This is a genomic window from Streptomyces sp. NPDC102270 (genome assembly GCF_044766405.1).
GTDB lineage: Bacteria > Actinomycetota > Actinomycetes > Streptomycetales > Streptomycetaceae > Streptomyces.
Genome location: NZ_JBIWLX010000001.1, coordinates 597,381 through 615,800, shown reverse-complemented (window position 1 = coordinate 615,800; position 18,420 = coordinate 597,381). Strand labels below are relative to the sequence as shown.

General features: G+C 71.7%; 18 protein-coding genes, 1 tRNA gene and 1 pseudogene. 15 read left to right on the top strand and 5 right to left on the bottom strand.

Going from position 1 to position 18,420, the window contains the following annotated elements:
• Nucleotides 1-143: 143 nt before the first annotated feature.
• The 6 genes from ACIRP7_RS02780 to ACIRP7_RS02755 all read left to right on the top strand — a co-directional run bounded on the left by ACIRP7_RS02780 (nucleotide 144) and on the right by ACIRP7_RS02755 (nucleotide 6,992).
• Entirely contained in the window at nucleotides 144-1,037 is an 894-nt protein-coding gene (locus ACIRP7_RS02780; RefSeq protein WP_403652967.1) for an FAD binding domain-containing protein, read from the top strand.
• On the top strand, nucleotides 1,034-2,737 hold the full coding sequence (locus tag ACIRP7_RS02775) for a 2Fe-2S iron-sulfur cluster-binding protein (protein ID WP_403652964.1): 1,704 nt from the start codon (nucleotides 1,034-1,036) through the stop codon (nucleotides 2,735-2,737). The genes ACIRP7_RS02780 and ACIRP7_RS02775 overlap by 4 nt, the downstream gene beginning before the upstream one ends.
• Nucleotides 2,734-5,043, top strand: coding sequence for a xanthine dehydrogenase family protein molybdopterin-binding subunit (locus ACIRP7_RS02770; RefSeq protein ID WP_403652961.1), 2,310 nt, complete (start codon nucleotides 2,734-2,736; stop codon nucleotides 5,041-5,043). The genes ACIRP7_RS02775 and ACIRP7_RS02770 overlap by 4 nt, the downstream gene beginning before the upstream one ends.
• Entirely contained in the window at nucleotides 5,040-5,168 is a 129-nt protein-coding gene (locus ACIRP7_RS02765; protein ID WP_330326124.1) for a hypothetical protein, read from the top strand. The genes ACIRP7_RS02770 and ACIRP7_RS02765 overlap by 4 nt, the downstream gene beginning before the upstream one ends.
• The gene (locus tag ACIRP7_RS02760) at nucleotides 5,168-5,701 is read left to right on the top strand and encodes an AAA family ATPase (RefSeq protein WP_403652958.1); all 534 of its coding nucleotides are present in this window, start codon (nucleotides 5,168-5,170) and stop codon (nucleotides 5,699-5,701) included. The genes ACIRP7_RS02765 and ACIRP7_RS02760 overlap by 1 nt, the downstream gene beginning before the upstream one ends.
• Nucleotides 5,702-5,834: 133 nt before the next feature.
• Nucleotides 5,835-6,992, top strand: coding sequence for an SUKH-4 family immunity protein (locus ACIRP7_RS02755; protein ID WP_403652955.1), 1,158 nt, complete (start codon nucleotides 5,835-5,837; stop codon nucleotides 6,990-6,992).
• Here the strand turns inward: ACIRP7_RS02755 and ACIRP7_RS02750 are convergent.
• Entirely contained in the window at nucleotides 6,947-7,543 is a 597-nt protein-coding gene (locus ACIRP7_RS02750; RefSeq protein WP_403652952.1) for an FABP family protein, read from the bottom strand. The genes ACIRP7_RS02755 and ACIRP7_RS02750 overlap by 46 nt on opposite strands.
• A gap of 104 nt (nucleotides 7,544-7,647) precedes the next feature.
• Here ACIRP7_RS02750 and ACIRP7_RS02745 point away from each other — a divergent pair, with 104 nt between their 5' ends.
• The 4 genes from ACIRP7_RS02745 to ACIRP7_RS02730 all read left to right on the top strand — a co-directional run bounded on the left by ACIRP7_RS02745 (nucleotide 7,648) and on the right by ACIRP7_RS02730 (nucleotide 10,416).
• A complete protein-coding gene (locus ACIRP7_RS02745) occupies nucleotides 7,648-8,103 on the top strand; it encodes a class I SAM-dependent methyltransferase (protein ID WP_403652949.1) in 456 nt (151 codons plus the stop codon).
• Nucleotides 8,100-8,684, top strand: a complete 585-nt coding sequence (locus ACIRP7_RS02740; protein WP_403652946.1) for a carboxymuconolactone decarboxylase family protein — start codon at nucleotides 8,100-8,102, stop codon at nucleotides 8,682-8,684. The genes ACIRP7_RS02745 and ACIRP7_RS02740 overlap by 4 nt, the downstream gene beginning before the upstream one ends.
• Entirely contained in the window at nucleotides 8,681-9,547 is an 867-nt protein-coding gene (locus ACIRP7_RS02735; RefSeq protein WP_403652943.1) for an RNA polymerase sigma-70 factor, read from the top strand. The genes ACIRP7_RS02740 and ACIRP7_RS02735 overlap by 4 nt, the downstream gene beginning before the upstream one ends.
• Nucleotides 9,548-9,720: 173 nt before the next feature.
• Nucleotides 9,721-10,416 (top strand): hypothetical protein, encoded by a 696-nt coding sequence (locus ACIRP7_RS02730; protein ID WP_403652940.1) that lies wholly within the window; start codon nucleotides 9,721-9,723, stop codon nucleotides 10,414-10,416.
• Nucleotides 10,417-10,497: 81 nt separating this feature from the next.
• Here ACIRP7_RS02730 and ACIRP7_RS02725 read toward each other — a convergent pair whose 3' ends face one another.
• Nucleotides 10,498-10,962: a hypothetical protein gene (locus tag ACIRP7_RS02725; protein WP_403652937.1), complete on the bottom strand. Its 465-nt coding sequence runs from the start codon at nucleotides 10,960-10,962 to the stop codon at nucleotides 10,498-10,500.
• Nucleotides 10,963-11,146: 184 nt separating this feature from the next.
• Nucleotides 11,147-11,218 (bottom strand) — tRNA-Cys (locus tag ACIRP7_RS02720).
• 186 nt (nucleotides 11,219-11,404) lie between these two features.
• Between ACIRP7_RS02720 and ACIRP7_RS02715 the strand changes: the two genes are divergently transcribed.
• The 5 genes and pseudogenes from ACIRP7_RS02715 to ACIRP7_RS02695 all read left to right on the top strand — a co-directional run bounded on the left by ACIRP7_RS02715 (nucleotide 11,405) and on the right by ACIRP7_RS02695 (nucleotide 17,336).
• A complete protein-coding gene (locus tag ACIRP7_RS02715) occupies nucleotides 11,405-12,874 on the top strand; it encodes an MFS transporter (protein WP_403652934.1) in 1,470 nt (489 codons plus the stop codon).
• A 232-nt stretch (nucleotides 12,875-13,106) separates the two neighbouring features.
• Complete coding sequence (locus ACIRP7_RS02710; RefSeq protein WP_352391153.1) at nucleotides 13,107-14,897, top strand: DEAD/DEAH box helicase; 1,791 nt, start codon at nucleotides 13,107-13,109, stop codon at nucleotides 14,895-14,897.
• Between the two features lie 398 nt (nucleotides 14,898-15,295).
• Nucleotides 15,296-15,937 carry an IclR family transcriptional regulator gene (locus ACIRP7_RS02705; protein WP_403652931.1) on the top strand — a complete coding sequence of 214 codons (642 nt, stop codon included), beginning with the start codon at nucleotides 15,296-15,298 and terminating at the stop codon, nucleotides 15,935-15,937.
• A 178-nt stretch (nucleotides 15,938-16,115) separates the two neighbouring features.
• Nucleotides 16,116-16,502: pseudogene (locus tag ACIRP7_RS02700) on the top strand (enolase C-terminal domain-like protein); the annotation flags it as partial.
• A 42-nt stretch (nucleotides 16,503-16,544) separates the two neighbouring features.
• Nucleotides 16,545-17,336, top strand: a complete 792-nt coding sequence (locus ACIRP7_RS02695) for a S16 family serine protease (RefSeq protein WP_403652928.1) — start codon at nucleotides 16,545-16,547, stop codon at nucleotides 17,334-17,336.
• Here ACIRP7_RS02695 and ACIRP7_RS02690 read toward each other — a convergent pair.
• Together ACIRP7_RS02690 and ACIRP7_RS02685 are read right to left on the bottom strand one after the other, a co-directional pair.
• Nucleotides 17,333-17,515 (bottom strand): hypothetical protein, encoded by a 183-nt coding sequence (locus ACIRP7_RS02690; protein WP_403652926.1) that lies wholly within the window; start codon nucleotides 17,513-17,515, stop codon nucleotides 17,333-17,335. The genes ACIRP7_RS02695 and ACIRP7_RS02690 overlap by 4 nt on opposite strands.
• 12 nt (nucleotides 17,516-17,527) lie before the next feature.
• The gene (locus ACIRP7_RS02685) at nucleotides 17,528-18,100 is read right to left on the bottom strand and encodes an ArsR/SmtB family transcription factor (protein ID WP_403652923.1); all 573 of its coding nucleotides are present in this window, start codon (nucleotides 18,098-18,100) and stop codon (nucleotides 17,528-17,530) included.
• Nucleotides 18,101-18,420: the final 320 nt, after the last annotated feature.

The window sequence follows — 18,420 nt, the reverse complement described above, 5'->3', positions numbered from 1 at the left end:
CGAACGCCTCCTAGCGGACCCCTGTCTTCGGGTGTTGCGAAGATGTGCCAGAGTTGCCACGTCCGCCCTGTCAGCACGTACCGTACGGCGAACACAGGCAGGGCCGGCAGGACCAGGTGGGGCAGCGGGAAGGGGTAGCCGGTTTGACCACGCACACACCGCAGGCGGCGCAGGCCGTCACGCTGCCCACGACGCTGGACGAGGCCGTGGCGGCCCTCACCGCCATGCCCGCCGCCGTGCCCGTCGCCGGTGGCACCGACCTGATGGCCGCCGTCAACTCCGGGCAGCTCAGACCCGCCGCTCTCGTCGGCCTCGGCCGCATCAGCGAGATCCGCGGCTGGCAGTACCAGGACGGACACGCCCTGCTCGGCGCGGGACTCACGCACGCGCGGATGGGCCGCCCCGACTTCGCCGCCCTCATCCCCGCCCTCGCGGCCGCCGCCCGCGCCGCCGGTCCGCCACACATCCGCAACGCGGGCACCCTGGGCGGCAACATCGCCTCGGCGGCACCCACGGGCGACGCGCTGCCCGTCCTCGCCGCCCTCGAAGCCACGCTGATCATCGCGGGCCCGGACGGGGCCCGCCGGGAGATGCCGGTCTCGCACCTGCTGGCCGGCATGGAGATGCTGCGCGCCGGCGAACTCATCGGCTACGTGCGCGTGCCGCTGCTGCACGCCCCGCAGGTCTTCCTCAAGGTCACCGGCCGCACCGGCCCGGGCCGCGCGATGGCCTCCGTCGCGCTGGTCCTGGATCCGGCCCGGCGCGGGGTCAGGTGCGCCGTGGGCGCCATAGCGCCGATGCCGCTGCGGCCCCTGGACGCCGAGCAGTGGGTGGCCCGGCTCATCGACTGGGACAACAACCGCGCGATCGTCCCGGAGGCCCTGGAGGCCTTCGGCGAGTACGTGTCCGCGGCCTGCATCCCCGACCCGGCACCGGCCCCCGACGGCTCCGTGCAGCAGCATCCGCCCGCAGTACTGCACCTGCGGCGCACCGTCGCCGCGCTGGCCCGACGAGCACTGGGGAGGGCACTGTCATGACCGACGACCAGCACGGAGAGGGCACGCCCCGGGCCGCAGGCCGCTGGGACCCGCTGCCCCAGGGTGACTACGACGACGGCGCGACCGCCTTCGTGAAACTCCCCGAAGGGGGCATCGACGCCCTCCTGGCCTCCGCCGACAGCCCGCTCGCCGCGCCCGGTCACGGCTATGTGCCGCCGCAGATAACGGCCTCGCAGGGCGAGGGGACCGACCCGGCGGGCACGGGCGGCTGGACGATGCCGGCCGAGAGCGCGCAGTGGCCCGACCCGAGCACCCTGCCGCAGGGCCACACCGGGCAGTTCACGTACAACCCCGCGACCACCCAGCAGTGGCAGGTCGAGGACACCCCGGCGGCCCCCGCCCCCGGGCACGACGTCACCGGCCAGTGGTCGATCCCCGTGGCCGGCGGCGACCTCCCGGACGAATCGGGCGAGTTCACCACGTCGTCCCTGGTCGAGCAGTGGGGCGGCACCCCTCCGGCGACCCTGCCGGGCGGCGCGTCCGCGCCCTGGGCGACACAGCCGGCGCAGCCGTGGGGGGACCAGCCCCAGGACGGCCTCGGAGCGGGACCCGAGCACGGCGGGCCGACCGGGGAACAGCACGCGCACGTGCCGCACGGCAACGGACACGGCGGCTTCGATGCCGGTCACGGCGACCCGGCCGATGACGCCCCGCGGCGGTCCGAGCCCGACGAGGCGTCCCACGAGGCGGCCCAGGACTCCGCGCAGCCGAATGCCGACACCGACGGCCACGGCATCCGTCTCGCCGAGCCGCACGGCACGGCCCAGTCCCACGACCCCGCCGAGTCCTACGCCGACAGCCACTCCGCAACCGCCTCACGGCTCTCTCCCGGCCCCGGTGAGGCGTCGGCGCCCCCAGGCCTCTCCGAGACCGCCGAAGAGGCCGTAGAAGCCGCCGACGGCCCCGCCGAGCCCGGTGCGGAGCACGCCCCGGCCGACGGCGGCGACGAACAGGGCCCGGAGGCCGCGGAGGAGCACGCGAGCGACTCCGACGAGAACCCCGACGACCCGGCCCCCGCGCCCTCCGGCGAGGAACACCCCCTCGCCTCCTACGTCCTGCGCGTCAACGGCGTCGACCGCCCCGTCACCGACGCCTGGATCGGCGAGTCGCTGCTCTATGTGCTGCGCGAGCGGCTCGGACTCGCCGGTGCCAAGGACGGCTGCTCGCAGGGCGAGTGCGGGGCGTGCAACGTCCAGGTCGACGGACGGCTCGTCGCCTCCTGCCTGGTGCCCGCCGTGACCGCCGCCGGCAGCGAGGTCCGTACCGTCGAGGGCCTCGCCGAGGACGGCCAACCCTCCGACGTGCAGCGGGCGCTCGCCCGGTGCGGCGCCGTGCAGTGCGGGTTCTGCGTGCCCGGCATGGCGATGACCGTGCACGACCTGCTGGAGGGCAACCCCGCGCCCACCGAGATGGAGACCCGCCAGGCGCTGTGCGGCAACCTCTGCCGCTGCTCCGGCTACCGGGGCGTCGTCGATGCCGTCAAGGAGGTCGTCGCCGAGCGCGAGGCCCACGCGACGGGCGACGCTGAGACGGACGGCGACGAGGCACGTATTCCCCACCAGGCGGGCCCCGGAGGCGGAAGCGTCCACCTGTCGGCGTTCGACTCCCCGGGCTTCCCGGGCACCTCCGGACCGCATGAGCGGGCGTACGGACAGGGACAGGACGGAGGCCAGGCGTGAGCAACGAAGCCGCCACCGCGACCACCGCCGCGGAGGCAGCACCCGCCCCCGAGCCGATTCCGCACGGCATCGGCGTCTCCCTGCCGCCCGCCGACGCGCGCGCCAAAACCGAGGGCACCTTCCCCTACGCGGCCGACCTGTGGGCCGAAGGTCTGCTGTGGGCGGCCGTCCTGCGCTCCCCGCACGCGCACGCGCGCATCGTGTCCATCGACACCTCCCACGCGCGTGAGATGCCCGGAGTCCGCGCGGTCGTCACCCACGAGGACGTGCCCGGCAGTCCGGTGCACGGCCGCGGCAGGGCCGACCGACCGGTCTTCGCCTCCGAGGTGGTACGCCACCACGGCGAGCCCATCGCGGCCGTCGCCGCCGACCACCCCGACACCGCGCGCATGGCCGCGGCCGCCGTCATCGTCGAGTACGAGATCCTCGACCCGGTCACCGACCCGGAGCAGTCCTTCGAGGCCGCACCGCTGCACCCCGACGGCAACCTGGTCCGGCACATCCCGCTCCAGCACGGCGACCCCTCCGCGACCGGCGAGATCGTCGTCGAGGGCCAGTACCGCATCGGCCGCCAGGACCCCGCTCCCATCGGCGCCGAGGCCGGCCTCGCCGTGCCCCGCCCCGACGGCGGTGTCGAGCTCTACCTCGCCTCCACCGACCCGCACGCCGACCGCGACACGGCCGCCGCCTGCTACGGCCTCGAACCCGAGCGCGTCAAGGTCGTCGTCACCGGCGTCCCCGGCGCCACCGCCGACCGCGAGGACCAGGGCTTCCAGCTCCCGCTCGGCCTGCTCGCGCTCAAGACGCAGTGCCCGGTGAAGCTGACCGCCACGCGCGAGGAGTCCTTCCTGGGCCACGTGCACCGGCATCCCACCCTGCTCCGCTACCGCCACCACGCCGACGCCGAGGGCAAGCTGGTCAAGGTCGAGGCGCAGATCCTGCTCGACGCGGGCGCCTACGCCGACACCTCCTCGGAGGCCCTGGCCGCCGCCGTGGGCTTCGCCTGCGGGCCGTACGTCGTCCCGAACGCCTTCATCGAGGGCTGGGCCGTGCGCACCAACAACCCGCCCTCCGGCCACGTCCGCGGCGAGGGCGCCATGCAGGTGTGCGCCGCCTACGAGGCGCAGATGGACAAGCTGGCCAAGAAGCTGGGCGTCGACCCGGCGGAACTGCGCCTGCGCAACGCCCTCGCCACCGGTGACGTACTCCCGACCGGCCAGACGGTGACCTGCCCGGCCCCGGTCGCGGAACTGCTCCAGGCGGTACGGGACTTCCCGCTGCCCGAGCTGCCCAAGGACACCCCCGAGGACGAGTGGCTGCTGCCCGGCGGCCCCGAGGGCGCGGGCGAACCGGGCGCGATCCGCCGGGGCGTCGGCTACGGCCTCGGCATGGTGCACATGCTGGGCGCGGAGGGCGCGGACGAGGTCTCCACGGCGACCGTACGGGTCCAGGACGGCGTCGCCACCGTGCTCTGCGCGGCCGTCGAGACCGGCCAGGGCTTCACCACCCTGGCCCGCCAGATCGTCCAGGAGACGCTCGGCATCGACGAGGTCCACGTGGCCCCCGTCGACACCGACCAGCCCCCGGCGGGCCCGGGCTGCCGCGGCCGCCACACCTGGGTCTCGGGCGGGGCGGTGGAGCGCGCGGCCAAGATGGTCCGCACCCAGCTCCTCCAGCCCCTGGCGCACAAGTTCGGCATGTCCACCGAGCTGCTCCAGATCACCGACGGCAAGATCACCTCGTACGACGGCGTCCTGTCGACGACCGTCACCGAGGCCATGGACGGCAAGGAACTGTGGGCGACGGCCCAGTGCCGGCCGCACCCGACGGAGCCCCTCAACGAGATCGGCCAGGGCGACGCCTTCGTCGGGATGGCGTTCTGTGCGATCCGCGCAGTGGTCGACGTCGACATCGAGCTCGGCTCGGTCCGCGTGGTCGAGCTGGCGCTCGCCCAGGACGTCGGCCGGATCCTCAACCCGGCCCAGCTGGAGGCCCGTATCGAAGCGGGCGTCACCCAGGGCGTCGGGATAGCGCTCACGGAGAACCTGCGCAGCGCGCGCGGGCTGATCCGCCACCCCGACCTCACCGGGTACGCCCTGCCGACGGCCCTGGACGCGCCGGAGATCCGGATCGTCAAGCTCGTCGAGGAGCGGGACGTGGTCGCCCCGTTCGGCGCGAAGGCGGCCAGCGCGGTGCCGGTGGTCACGTCACCGGCGGCGGTCGCCTCCGCCGTACGGGCCGCGACGGGCCGCCCCGTCAACCGGCTGCCGATCCGCCCGCAGGCCGCGGTGGTGACGGACCGATGAGCGCTCCCGGCCAGGAACCCCGCGAGTACGAACCGCCGCCGGGCCTGGGCAAGTTGGCGCTGTGGATCCTGTTGTTCGTGGTGGCGGCGGTCGTGGTCGTGGTGGGTGGCGTGTACTTCGCGTGATGCGCGGAGTCGTGTTGGTCACCGGTGTGATGGCGGCCGGGAAGTCGACGGTCGCGCAGGCGCTCGCGGAGCGGTTGCCGAGAGCGGCGCACGTGCGCGGGGACGTGTTCCGGCGGATGATCGTGTCCGGACGCGAGGAGTACGTGCCCGGCGCCACCGGCGAGGCATCCGCTCAACTCCGTCTGCGGTACCGGCTGTCTGCCGCGACGGCGGACGCGTACGCCGAGGCCGGGTTCACGGCCGTCGTCCAGGACGTGGTGCTGGGCGAGGACCTGACGGCGTACGTCGGTCTGGTCCGGACCCGGCCGCTGTACGTCGTCGTCCTGGCCCCGGACGCCGGGACGGTGGCCGCGCGGGAGGCGGCCCGGGCCAAGACGGGCTACGACGACGAGGTCTGGACGATCCCCGCGCTGGACGAGGCGCTGCGGGCGTCGACGCCGCCGGTCGGCCTGTGGCTGGACACCTCCCGGCTGACCCCGGCACAGACGGTGGACGCGATTCTCGCGGGGCGGGAACGCGCGCGGGTGCTCTGACGTCTCCCTGGTACGGGGGCGTTGTCAGTGGTGGCGCGTAGTGTTTCGAGCAGTGGGGGACGAGCGCAGGCCCGACGGGTTCGCCGTGCCGTGCCCGGCCGGGGGACTGCGTACGAAGCACACGGGGGAAGCCATGAGCACGACCGATGCCGCCGTAGCGGCGATCAGACTGACCGAGGACGAACTGCAGCCGTACATCTCACATGTGTCGACCCGCCGCTGGCTCAGCGGCCCCGGACTCCCGGGCGACAGCGACCTGTTCACCTTCGAGGAGCTGCGCAGGGAGGGCCTGCGGACGGTGGCGGACGCGACGGCCGACGCGGCAGGACGGCTCAGCGAGGAGCTGCGCGGCCAGCTGGTGATAGGCGGACTCACGGACCTGCACGGCAGGGAGACGGAGTCGGTCCTGCTCGACGGGGTCACGGGCGAGGTCTCGACGACGGCGTTCTTCCACGCCCGCCCCGACCTGATGGGCCGCACCCCTCTGGCCCCCTCCCTCCCCACCCTGGTCCGCTTCGCGACGGCCACGGACGAACTGACGGAGGTGCGCGGCCAGTTCGCCGCCTACGCCGGCCGCTTCGGTCCTACGGCCGTGGAGGACGCGACGCGCCAGCTGCTGACGGTGTTCGAGGAGGGCACGGGCGGCGATGTGCCGACGTTCTGGAAGATCGCGGCCCTGATCCGCCCCCTGGCCCTGGTGGCGGGCCCCGGCACGGCCTCCGGTCTGGCCGTGGACCTCCCGCCGCGGCTCCTGGACCAGGAGTTCGGCCGCAGCCATGTCGTCCGCTTCGAGGACATCGACTTCCCGTCCACGCTCACGCACGCCCCGACCCGCCGTTTCCTGGCGGAGACGGGCCTGCCCGAGGACGGCGTCCTCTTCCACACCGACCCCGACGCCCCGCTCCCGACCCTCGCGGAGCACCGGCCCGACGAGTTGATCCCCCTCCCGCCCCGCGCCGACCACCTCATCGTCCTCGGCCACCTGATCGAGGACAACACCCTGGTCGTCGACGGCGAGACGGGCGGAGTCCTCAACTGGAGCGAGCGCGAGGGAACGCTTCACCCCCTGAACACCGACATCTCCACCCTCGCCTTCACCCTCTGGCTCCTGCACCGGGAGCGCCGGATAGACGAGTCACTCGCCCACGAACTGACGAACACGCTGTACGCCCAGGTCGCCAAGACGATGATTCGGGCCCTGTCCACCATCGATCCCACGGGCACGACGACGGACGCGGACTGGCACTACTGGACGGAGCTGTTCCAGGACGAGGCGGGCGGGGTGCTCTGACCGGTCGCGCGGCGCAGGCTCGCCGAGAGGTGGTGCTGCAGGGGCTGCCCGACCGCGGCGAGGTCGTGGACGAAGGTGAAGGTGTCCCTGTCGCCGCCGGGGGCCAGGGTGTAGCGCCGGCGGGTGGCGGTCACCTCCTTCGCGGTGGGGGTGAGGGCCACGGTGTGCGTGGCGAGTTCGACCACGCCCTCCTCCGCCTGCCCGACCAGGATCTCGGTGACCCCGGTGGGCTGGGTGACCAGCGCCTCCACCCGCGCGTCCGGCTGAACCCGCCACCACCCGCTCTCCCGCGCCGCAGGCCTCAGCGGCGCCCCGTCCCCGTCGAGCAGCCAGGCCCGGGCCTCGTACCGGAGGAAGGGCCGGCCGTCATGACTGAAGCGGACCTCCTGCGCGTACACGAAGTCGCCGTCGAGCGTCGGATACCCACCCAGCCCCCGACCGCGCCACACCCCCAGAAACCCGAGCACGGGCTGGAGCAGCGGGTGCGGACCAGGCGCGTCATCCGCCCGGAGAGCATCGGAAAAGGGAGGCTCCGCCACACTCTCGACCACGCCCGCACTCCTCACTGACGACCACTAGGCTCGATCTGCTGTCGCACCGACTTCGCGGCCTGGCCGGCCAGGCCCATCCCCACCTGAGCTTCACCGTGGGCTCGATGACCGCCCTCGCGCTACGGGACAACGAACTGGGTGGCATCCTCGCCCGCTACTCCACCCACCACACCTCGCCGGAACAACTCCCCCTTTTGTACGCCGAGTTCCACTGCACCCTCGCGCCTGGCGGCCTCCTGCCGGCCGGGCACGCGGAAGACGACGAGTATCTGCGTCTACGTCCGACCCAGGCGTACGGCGGCCATCCGGTGTCCTACGAGTCCCACCTACTCCCGGCCGAGCGGATCGCCGAACAGCTGAGCCGGGCCGGACTCGTGATCACGACCCGACTTGTGCAGGAGCCCGACGAAGGCGCGCGAAGGACAGTCGCCACCTTCCTGGCCCGGAAACTCGAACGCCCCTCCCGCCATAGTGGTTGTCACGTTCCCGAGCCCGGCGGTGTCTTCATGTCCAACAGGCCGACAGGCCAACGGACATGGAGAAGAAGGAGCACACCGTGACACTGCGCATCCCGAAGGCAGAACTCCCCGCCGAGCTCGCCGAGAACATGATCAAACAGTTCGGTGCCCTGCCCGAGCCCTTCGAAGTGACGGCGCACAACCCCAAGGTCGCCCAGGACTCCACGGAGCTCGGGCGCCAGGTGAGCGAGTGGGACATGGCCGACGAGGGGCTCAAGACGTTCGCGCACATGGCGGTTGCCGCGCAGGTCGGCTGCAGTTGGTGCCTCGACATCAACTACTTCCTGGCGCTGCACAAGGACCTGGACCTGGCCAAGGCGAGCCAGGTGCCGCGCTGGCGGGAGTCGGAGGTGTTCACGCCGCTGGAGCGGGACGTGCTGGGGTACGCCGAGGCCATGACGAACACGCCGCCGACCGTCACCGACGAGCTGTACGCGGGCCTGCTCGACCGGCTCGGCCCGGCTGCGATGGTCGAGCTCACCGCGTCGATCGCCTTCGCCAACCTGTCGACCAGGAACAACACGGCCCACGGAATCACCTCGCAGGGCTTCTCCGACGCGTGCGGGACTCCGCTGGCCGCGCGTTCGGGGAACTCCGGCGTGGCGTCGTCGTCGGCGATATGACCGAGGACCCCTTCGTCACCCACCGCAGCCTGCTCTTCACGGTCGCCTACGAGATGCTCGGCTCGGCGGCCGACGCGGAGGACGTACTGCAGGAGTCCTGGCTGCGGTGGGCCGACGTCGACAGGTCGCAGGTGCGTGAACCGCGGGCGTACCTCGTCCGCACCGTCACACGGCAGGCGCTCAACCGGTTGCGTACGTTGTCCCGCAGCCGTGAGGAGTACGTGGGCGAGTGGCTGCCGGAACCCCTGCTGACCAGCCCTGACGTCGCCGAGGACGTCGAACTCGCGGAGAGCGTCTCGATCGCGATGCTGACCGTCCTCGAAACGCTGGGGCCGACAGAGCGGGCGGTGTTCGTACTGCGGGAGGTCTTCGAGATGCCGTACGGCGAGATCGGCGAGGCCGTCGGGAAGTCCGCGGCGACGGTACGGCAGGTCGCGCGGCGGGCACGCGAGCACGTGGCCACCCGGCAGCCGCGCATGCGGGTGAGCCGGGCCGAGCAACGGACCGTCGTCGACCGCTTCCTTCTCGCCCTGCGCACCGGGCAGTTGCAGGACCTGCTGGAGGTCATGGCGCCGGACGTCGTCCTGATCGCCGATGGTGGAGGGATCGTGGCCGCCGTGCTGGCGCCGATCCACGGGGCCGAACCGGTGGCGAGGCTGCTCACGCGCGCGAACCAGGTCACGGTCCCGTTCGAGATGACGCCCGTGTGGCTCAACGGCGCTCCCGCGGGCCGGATCGAGATGAACGGCGAGCCGACCGCGGTGAGCCTCGTGGTGGAGAACGGGCAGGTCACCCGGATCTACATCGTGCGGAACCCGCAGAAGCTGACACGGCTCGACGAGCCGGCCGAACTCGCCAGGTGAACCCGCCGCCCAGCACAAGGGACAGCCCGCTCCGGCCGGAATTCGTTTCGTTCCCCGCAGTGGGCGCCCTGGACGAGTCATTCGAATGCTGACGGTGTGTCCGGGAACGCGGGCAGGGCGTCCAAGATCGTTGTGCGACGAACAACCTGGACGCCCTGCTGACCGCACTGTACGTGAAGATCGACGACGAGATCGGGGGCACCCGGTGGCTGTGCCGACCGCCGCAACTGACGGACTCCGAGCTTGTCTGCCTCGCTGTCGCCCAGGCGCTGCTGGGCTTCACTTCAGAGTCGCGGTGGCTGCGGTTCGTGGACTCCCGCTTGGGCGGGATGTTCCCGTACGTGCCCAGGCAGCCGGGCTGGAACAAGCGGCTGAGAGCCGCGTTGCCCCTGGTCAAGAAGGCAATACGGCTGCTGCCCGTCGACACGGACTTCTGGTTCGACAACCATTGGATCGTCGACTCGACGCCGGTGGAATGCGGACGCTCGCGTCCGGCCGTGAAGCGGTCGGACATGGCCGGCTGGGCCGGATACGGGTACTGCGCCAGCCTCGCCCTCGGACTGCGCCAAGGGGAAGTGCTCGCGCTGAGGTGGGAGGCCCTTCTTGCAGAGGCGAAGGTGCGGGACGGGCGTCTGCACGACGCGTGCCACACCGCCGCGACGGTTCTGCTCATCCTCGGCGTCCCCGAGCGTGCCGTCATGGGCCTCATGGGGTGGTCGACCACCGCCATGGCCGCCCGGTATCAGCACATGGTGGAAGCCGTACGGGCCGATGTTGCGCGGCAGGTCGACGGTCTGATTTGGCAGACCGAGGCGCACCGTCCGGAAGCTGACGACGGGATGGCCGGCAACCTTGTGCCGGTCAGGTGAAACGGGACTGAGATACCAGGCCACGGGGCTCGCTGCAAGAGGGCGCGGCCCAGTAGCCAGAGAGGAGAATGGTTGACGCTTTCAGGTAGAGGCGAGGTCGGAACGCATAGCGTTACGAAGGGCTCTGAGCGCCTCGGTCAGAGCGGCCAGGTTGGAAGGCCACTCGGGATCTGTGCCTACGTCGGGCTCGTCGAAGCGGTCCCTTAAGTCGCGGACTCGCGCGAACGCCTGGTCGGCCATATCGCCGAGATGCGCAGGAGCAATGATCAATATTTGGTAGCGCAGATGGTAGGCATTGGTGGATCCGAGAATTCCCCCTGCCTGTTCTATGCGCGCTTCCCTGTTCATGCCGACGCTGCGTTGCAGGTCTCGAAGGCGATGTGTAGTGAGCGATAACGCGCCGAGGTACTCCGCGTACAGCTGTTGCTTGATCGCGTGCTCGCGGGCTGAGTGCTCCCGCTGCCACCGTGACCGTTCGGCCAGAAGCGTTGTAGTGACGCCCAGGATGGCGCCGAGTGCAGTGCCTGCGAGAGTCCCCCAGTCCACGGCCTCATCGTAGGGACACCAAGCCGTCGGTCCAAGGGTGCGTTGCCACCCCTGGAGCATCGAGGGTGTGATGCCGCGTCTGAGCGCGGGAGCCCGCTCGAACCAGCCAACTGAGACGGACGACCAAAAGGGCGGCACCCCTTCCGGGGTGTCGCCCTTTCGTTTTGCCTGGTCAGGCAGGTAGAGGCCGTGGCGGGAATCGAACCCGCGTAACTCGCTTTGCAGGCGAGTCCCTGAACCACTCGGGCACACGGCCGGGGTAACTCGGTGACTTGACCGTACGGGGCTGTGGGGAGTGGTTCAAGGGAGCCGTGGGGGCCGCAACGCGACTGCCATACGCCGTTCATGAACGGAACGGGCGGTGGTCGTACGACCAAGGTCTCAGGGTGGGGTGGGCTTTCGACAGGGGCCAATGGGGGCTGTGGCCCTTACTCTGGCGGGCATGGCTGTCCTGGAACCGCGTGACGCCGGTGTCACCGATGACCCTGAGGTCCTGTCCGTCGATGAGGTGGCTGAGGGGGTGCTGGGGCGTTCCTACCGGGCGCTCAGTATCGGCATCGTGTCCGTCGTGCTGCTCATCGCCTTCGAGGCCACGGCGGTCGGGACCGCCATGCCCGTTGCCGCGCGGGAGTTGGACGGGATCGCGCTGTACGCGTTCGCGTTCTCCGGGTATTTCACCACCAGCCTGTTCGGGATGGTGCTGGCCGGGCAGTGGGCGGACCGGCGGGGGCCGCTCGGGGCGTTGACGGCCGGGATCGCCGGGTTCGGGGCCGGGTTGTTGTTGTCCGGGACCGCCGGCGCGATGTGGCTGTTCATTCTCGGGCGGGCCGTGCAGGGGTTCGGGGGCGGGCTGGTCATCGTGGCGCTGTATGTCGTCGTCGGGCGGGCCTATCCGGAACGGCTGCGCCCCGCGATCATGGCGGCGTTCGCGGCGGGCTGGGTGGTGCCCTCGATCGTGGGCCCGCTCGCGGCCGGTGCGGTGACCGAGCACCTCGGGTGGCGGTGGGTGTTCGTCGGGATTCCCGTACTGGTGGTCTTTCCGCTGGTGCTCGCCCTTCCGCAGATACGGCGGCGGGCGGCCGGACCGGTGGACGGCGGGGCCCCCGGCGCCCTCGACCGGCGCCGCATCCGGCTCGCCCTCGGGATCTCGCTGGGCGCCGGGCTCCTCCAGTACGCCGCCCAGGATCTGCGCCCCCTCTCCCTGCTCCCCGGCCTCGCGGGCATCGCCCTGCTCGTGCCGGCCGTGCTCGGGCTGCTCCCGCGCGGGACGTACCGGGCGGCGCGCGGGCTGCCCTCCGTCGTGCTGTTGCGCGGGGTCGCCGCGGGGTCCTTCGTCGCCGCCGAGTCCTTCGTGCCGTTGATGCTGGTCACCCAGCGGGGGCTGTCGCCGACGCTGGCCGGGTTCTCGCTCGCGGCGGGCGGCGGTACGTGGGCGCTGGGGTCGTGGGTGCAGTCGCGGGCGCGGGTGGAGCCGTACCGGGAACGGCTGATGACCGGGGGGATGGTGCTGGTCGCGGCCGCGATCGCCGCCGCGCCGAGTGTGCTGATCCACTCCGTGCCCGTGTGGATCGTCGCCGTCGCCTGGGGCTTCGGCTGCTTCGGGATGGGGCTGGTGATCTCCTCGACCAGTGTGCTTCTGCTGCATCTCTCCGCTCCCGAGGAGGCCGGCACCAACTCCGCCTCCCTCCAGATCTCCGACGGCCTTGCCAACGCCGTCCTGCTGGCGGCCGGGGGTGCGGCCTTCGCGGCGCTGGGCGGCGGCACGGTGAGCCATACGGCGACGGAGGCGTCCGGGTCGCATCCGGCCGCGTTCGCCGTGGTGTTCCTGCCGATGGCGGGGGTGGCGTTGGTGGGGGCGTGGGTGACGACCCGGCTGCACGCCACAACGCGACCCGGGTCTCCCCGCACATGACCCGCACATGACCCGCACATGAACGGTCACCCGCTGGACTCGAACTTCGACGTCGACGAGGCTGAGCAGTTCGTGCTGGACGGAATGACTGTGACCTCGGTCCCACCCACCGCCGACCCGGCCCCGTCCGGCCGTTGACGTCGCCGGCCCGCCGGTAAGGTGACCCGGTCGTCATACACAGCCGAAGACGCCGCCGAAGACATCGCCGAGCCGCTCGACCCCGACGGAGACCGTGACTACCACCGCCGCCTCCTCCCACCACCTTTCCCCCGCCTTCCCCGGCCGGGCCCCCTGGGGTACCGCCAGCAAGCTGCGTGCCTGGCAGCAAGGGGCGTTGGACAAGTACGTCCAGGAGCAGCCGCGTGACTTCCTGGCCGTCGCGACCCCGGGCGCGGGCAAGACGACCTTCGCCCTCACCCTCGCCTCCTGGCTGCTGCACCACCATGTCGTGCAGCAGGTGACGGTCGTCGCGCCGACCGAGCATCTGAAGAAGCAGTGGGCGGAAGCGGCCGCGCGGATAGGGATCAAGCTGGATCCCGAGTACAGCGCCGGGCCGCTCGGCAAGGACTACCACGGCGTCGCCGTCACCTACGCGGGTGTGGGCGTACGGCCCATGCTCCATCGCAACCGGGTCGAGCAGCGCAAGACTCTCGTCATCCTCGACGAGATCCACCACGCCGGTGACTCGAAGTCCTGGGGCGAGGCGTGCCTGGAGGCCTTCGAGCCCGCCACCCGCCGGCTCGCGCTCACCGGTACGCCCTTCCGGTCCGACACCAACCCCATCCCCTTCGTCACGTACGAGGAGGGCAACGACGGCATCCGGCGGTCGGCCGCCGACTACACCTACGGGTACGGCAACGCGCTCGCCGACCACGTCGTGCGGCCCGTCATCTTCCTCTCCTACAGCGGCCAGATGCGCTGGCGGACCAAGGCCGGCGACGAGATCGCCGCGCGGCTCGGCGAGCCGATGACCAAGGACGCGATCAGCCAGGCCTGGCGTACGGCGCTCGACCCGCGCGGTGAGTGGATGCCGAGCGTGCTGCGCGCCGCCGACCAGCGGCTGACCGAGGTCAGGAAGGCCATCCCGGACGCCGGTGCCCTCGTCATCGCCTCCGACCAGGACTCGGCCCGGGCGTACGCGAAGCTCATCCGGGAGATCACCGGATCCAAGGCGACCCTCGTGCTCTCCGACGACGCCGGCGCGTCCAAGCGGATCGACGACTTCAGCGAGAGCAACGACCGGTGGATGGTCGCCGTCCGCATGGTGTCCGAGGGCGTCGACGTTCCGAGGCTCGCGGTCGGCGTCTACGCCACCACCATCTCCACCCCGCTCTTCTTCGCCCAGGCCGTCGGCCGTTTCGTACGGTCCCGGCGGCGCGGCGAGACCGCCTCCGTCTTCCTCCCGACCGTCCCCGACCTCCTCACCTTCGCCAACGAGATGGAGGTGGAACGGGACCACGCCCTCGACAAGCCGAAGAAGGAGGGCGAGGAGGACCCGTACGCCGAGTCCGAGAAGGAGATGGAGGAGGCGAACAAGGAGGAGGACGAGGACACCGGCGAGCAGGAGCAGTTCGCCTTCGAGGCGCTGGAGTCCGAGGCCGTCTTCGACCGCGTCCTCTACGACGGCGCCGAGTTCGGCATGCAGGCCCACCCGGGCAGCGAGGAGGAGCAGGACTACCTCGGGATCCCGGGACTGCTGGAACCCGACCAGGTGCAGCTGCTGCTCCAGAAGCGGCAGGCCCGGCAGATCGCGCACAGCCGCAAGAAGCCGGACGCCGAGGCGGACCTGCTGGAGCTGCCCGCCGAGCGGCGGCCCGTCGTCTCGCACAAGGAGATGATGGAGTTGCGCAAGCAGCTCAACACCATGGTCAGCGCGTACGTCCACCAGAGCGGCAAGCCCCACGGTGTGATCCACACCGAGCTGCGCCGGGTGTGCGGCGGGCCGCCGAGCGCCGAGGCCACGGCCGGGCAGCTGCGGCAGCGGATCGCCAAGGTGCAGGAGTGGGCCACCCGGATGCGGTGACGTGGGGCGTCTGCCGTGTCGCGGCGGCGGACCCACGTATCCGACCGTGCGTACCCGACCGCGCGTACCCGATCGCACGTATCCGACCGCGCGTACCCGATCGCACGTATCCGACCGCGCGCACGGGACCGTACGTATCAGGACAAACGGAGTGGTCCGTACCGGCGACTGCCCGGATTCTGGACGGAGGCTTCCGCTGAGCGAACCCGCTTCGCTACTGTCCCGCTACGCACACGCCCCGTGGCAGCGCCGCCGCGGAGCGCAGCCGTGAAGCGACGCGGCCCGGTAAGAGACCGGGCCGCCGGCCGATCGGCGGCCTCTGAAGCGCGTCACTGACGGGACTCCGTGACGCACCCGCCGCGAGGCTGCCGACCTCACCACTTGGAGGAGTGGGCGTCGTGACCGCGGAGACCTCTCAGACGCTTGACCGGGGACTGCGCGTCCTCAAGCTCCTGGCCGACACGGACCACGGGCTCACCGTCACCGAGCTTTCCACCAGACTGGGCGTGAACCGGACCGTGGTGTACCGGTTGCTGGCCACGCTGGAGCAGCACGCCCTCGTACGGCGTGATCTCGGCGGGCGTGCCCGGGTGGGGCTCGGTGTGCTGCGCCTCGGACGGCAGGTGCATCCGCTGGTACGGGAGGCCGCACTGCCCGCACTGCGCTCGCTCGCGGAGGACATCGGGGCGACGGCCCACCTCACGTTGGTGGACGGTGCCGAGGCGCTGGCCGTGGCCGTCGTGGAGCCCTCGTGGACGGACTATCACGTGGCCTATCGGGCCGGGTTCCGGCATCCGCTGGACCGCGGCGCCGCGGGGCGGGCGATTCTCGCGGCACGGCAGCAGGGGTTCGGGGAGCCGGGTTACCTGCTGACGCACGGGGAACTGGAGGCCGGCGCGAGTGGGGCGGCCGCGCCTTTGCTCGGGGTCACCGGGGTGGAGGGCAGCGTCGGAGTCGTGATGCTGGCGGACGCGGTGCCGGAGCGGGTGGGGCCGCGGGTGGTGGACGCGGCGCGGGAGGTCGCGGAGGCGCTGCGCTGAGCCTGAACTCCGGACGCGGCGACGTCCGCCGTGCGGCTGGGGCTGCCGGGGTCTGTGCCGCCGTGTTCGGGCCGCCGGGCTCGGGGGAGGCGTACTCCCTGGTCGCCGCGGCGGAACCCGGGCTCGGGCAGGTGGTGAAGCAGGCGCAGCGGGACTGGGCGCTCGGCCTCGGCGCCAGCTGCACAACGCCCGCGACACCGCCGCCGCGATCGCCATGGACGCCTGCCGGGTCGTGAACGTCAAGCCCGCCCGCGTGGGCGGCTGTCTGGACGCCCGTCGCATCCACGACGTGGCCCGCGCGCACGGCGTGCCGGTGTGGTGCGGCGGCATGCTGGAGACAGGAATCGGCCGCGCCCCGAACCTCGCCCTGGCCGCCCTGCCCGGCTTCACCCTCCCCGGTGACACCTCGGCGTCCGCCCGCAACTTCGCCGAGGACATCACCGAGCCGTTCGTCCTGGAGGCCGGCCACCTGCCGGTGCCGCGTACGCCCGGGATCGGCGTCGCACCGCTGCCCGACGTCCTACGGCGCTTCACGCGCGCGAGACGGGATCTGTACCGGGGCTGACCAGCTCGTGGCCGGAAGTGACCGCCGCGTTAGATTGACCCCGTGCTCTCTCGCCTCACGCGCCCCCAGGCCGTCGCCGTCTGTGCCCTGCCCGTCGTGGCGCTGATCGCCACGGCCCTCTTCGCGCCGCTGCCCTTCGCGCTGGCACAGCCGGGGATGACGGCGAACGTCCTCGGCAAGAACGAGGGCGAGGCGGTGATCACGATCTCCGGGGCGAAGACGCGTACGACGAGCGGGCAGCTGCGGATGACGACCATCGAGGCGACCGGGCCCGACACTCATGTCTCGCTCGGCGACATCCTCGACAGCTGGTTCCGCACCGACCAGGCCGTCATGCCCCACGACGCGGTCTACCCGAGCGGACAGAGCGTCAAGGAGATCGAGAAGCACAACACCGCGCAGATGAAGGAGTCCCAGGACGCGGCGACCCAGGCGGCCCTCGGCTACCTCAAGCTCAGCGACGACAAGGTCAAGGTCACGCTGAAGCTCGCCGACGTCGGGGGGCCGAGCGCGGGACTGCTGTTCACGCTGGGGATCATCGACAAGCTCGATGGTGACGGCGCCGGGGGCGATCTCACGGGCGGCCGCATCATCGCCGGGACCGGCACGATCGACGCGGACGGCACGGTCGGCGCGGTGGGTGGCGTGGCCCTGAAGACACAGGCCGCGAAGCGGGACGGGGCGACGGTGTTCCTGGTCCCCGAGGAGGAGTGCTCCGACGCGAGGGCGGAACTGCCGAAGGGGCTGCGGCTGATCCCGGTGACGTCCCTGAAGGGGGCGGTGAGCGCGCTGACCGTGCTGGAGTCGGGTAAGGGGTCCGTCCCGGCCTGCTAGTGCGCGAAGGCCGGCCGGGGTGAGGCCAGCCGGAGCCCGACCTCCACCAGGGTCCAGCCGAGCCGGGTCCTGATGGCGTACGGCCGCTGGGCCTGCGCGGCGAGGCGGTGCGCGTCGGCCTCGGCGCGGAGGTCGGCGGCGCGGAGGTGGTGGACGGCGAGGTGGGTCTCGGGGTGCATGGCGGGGTCCTTTCAGTCCGTGGCGACGGGGAAGGCGTGGGTGTGGATACGTACCTGGGCCGCGTTGTCCTCGGTGGTGGACCGGTCGCGGTAGGAGTCGACCAAGGCGTGCATCTTCTCGATGAGCTCCTTGGTCAGTTCCGGGGTCAGCCGTAGCGTCGCGCTGCTCATGTCCCAGACGCGGTTCCACTCCTCGGGCCAGGTGGCGCGGTCGCCCAGCCAGTTGGAGAGGTTCTGGATCTGGGTGGTGGCGACCTCGTGGAGGTACATGTCGGCGGCTCTGCGCACGGCCGGATCGCTGTCCGTGAGCAGGGCGTCGTCGAAGCTCAGCCCCTTGTGGACCGCCTTCCACCAGCGCTCCCGGCCCTTGCCGCGCTCCGGGGCGTCCTCCACGAAGCCGTGTGCGGCCAGCTGGCGCAGGTGATAGCTGGTCGCGCCGCTCGACTCGCCCAGTTTCTCGGCGAGTTGGGAGGCGGTGGCGGGTCCGCCGTGGCGCAGGGCGTCCAGCAGTTGCATCCGCAGGGGGTGGGCCAGCCCGCGCAGTGAACGGGCGTCGAGTTTCCGTACGTTGGGCTCTTCCGGCATGAGTTACAAAGAGACCGTTGCAAAGAGTTCTTTGCAACGGTCTCTTTGTAACTCCGTCGATCGAAGAGGCCGACCCCTACTCCACGAACCCCTCCGCCTTCATCCAGTCCAGCGCCACCGTCCGCAGGGACCTTCGCCTCATGTCCCGGCCTCCAGCACCCGTGGCAGCGGCCCGCCCGGTGAGGTCAGCCGGCGCGCTCGCCTGTACTACCGGCAGGCGCGGGACGATGCCCTGGCCGCCCGCTGGCACCCCCGCCTCCACGCCCCGTGGCAGCGGTCCGCCCGGCGAGGCCGGCTGGCGCGCTCGCCTGTACTACCGG

Coding starts and splice junctions, on each gene's coding strand:
- ACIRP7_RS02775 (WP_403652964.1), top strand. CDS start 1,034: ATGACCGACGACCAGCACGGAGAGGGCACGCCCCGGGCCGCAGGCCGC.
- ACIRP7_RS02765 (WP_330326124.1), top strand. CDS start 5,040: ATGAGCGCTCCCGGCCAGGAACCCCGCGAGTACGAACCGCCGCCGGGC.
- ACIRP7_RS02760 (WP_403652958.1), top strand. CDS start 5,168: ATGCGCGGAGTCGTGTTGGTCACCGGTGTGATGGCGGCCGGGAAGTCG.
- ACIRP7_RS02755 (WP_403652955.1), top strand. CDS start 5,835: ATGAGCACGACCGATGCCGCCGTAGCGGCGATCAGACTGACCGAGGAC.
- ACIRP7_RS02745 (WP_403652949.1), top strand. CDS start 7,648: ATGACCGCCCTCGCGCTACGGGACAACGAACTGGGTGGCATCCTCGCC.
- ACIRP7_RS02735 (WP_403652943.1), top strand. CDS start 8,681: ATGACCGAGGACCCCTTCGTCACCCACCGCAGCCTGCTCTTCACGGTC.
- ACIRP7_RS02715 (WP_403652934.1), top strand. CDS start 11,405: ATGGCTGTCCTGGAACCGCGTGACGCCGGTGTCACCGATGACCCTGAG.
- ACIRP7_RS02690 (WP_403652926.1), bottom strand. CDS start 17,515: ATGCACCCCGAGACCCACCTCGCCGTCCACCACCTCCGCGCCGCCGAC.
- ACIRP7_RS02685 (WP_403652923.1), bottom strand. CDS start 18,100: ATGCCGGAAGAGCCCAACGTACGGAAACTCGACGCCCGTTCACTGCGC.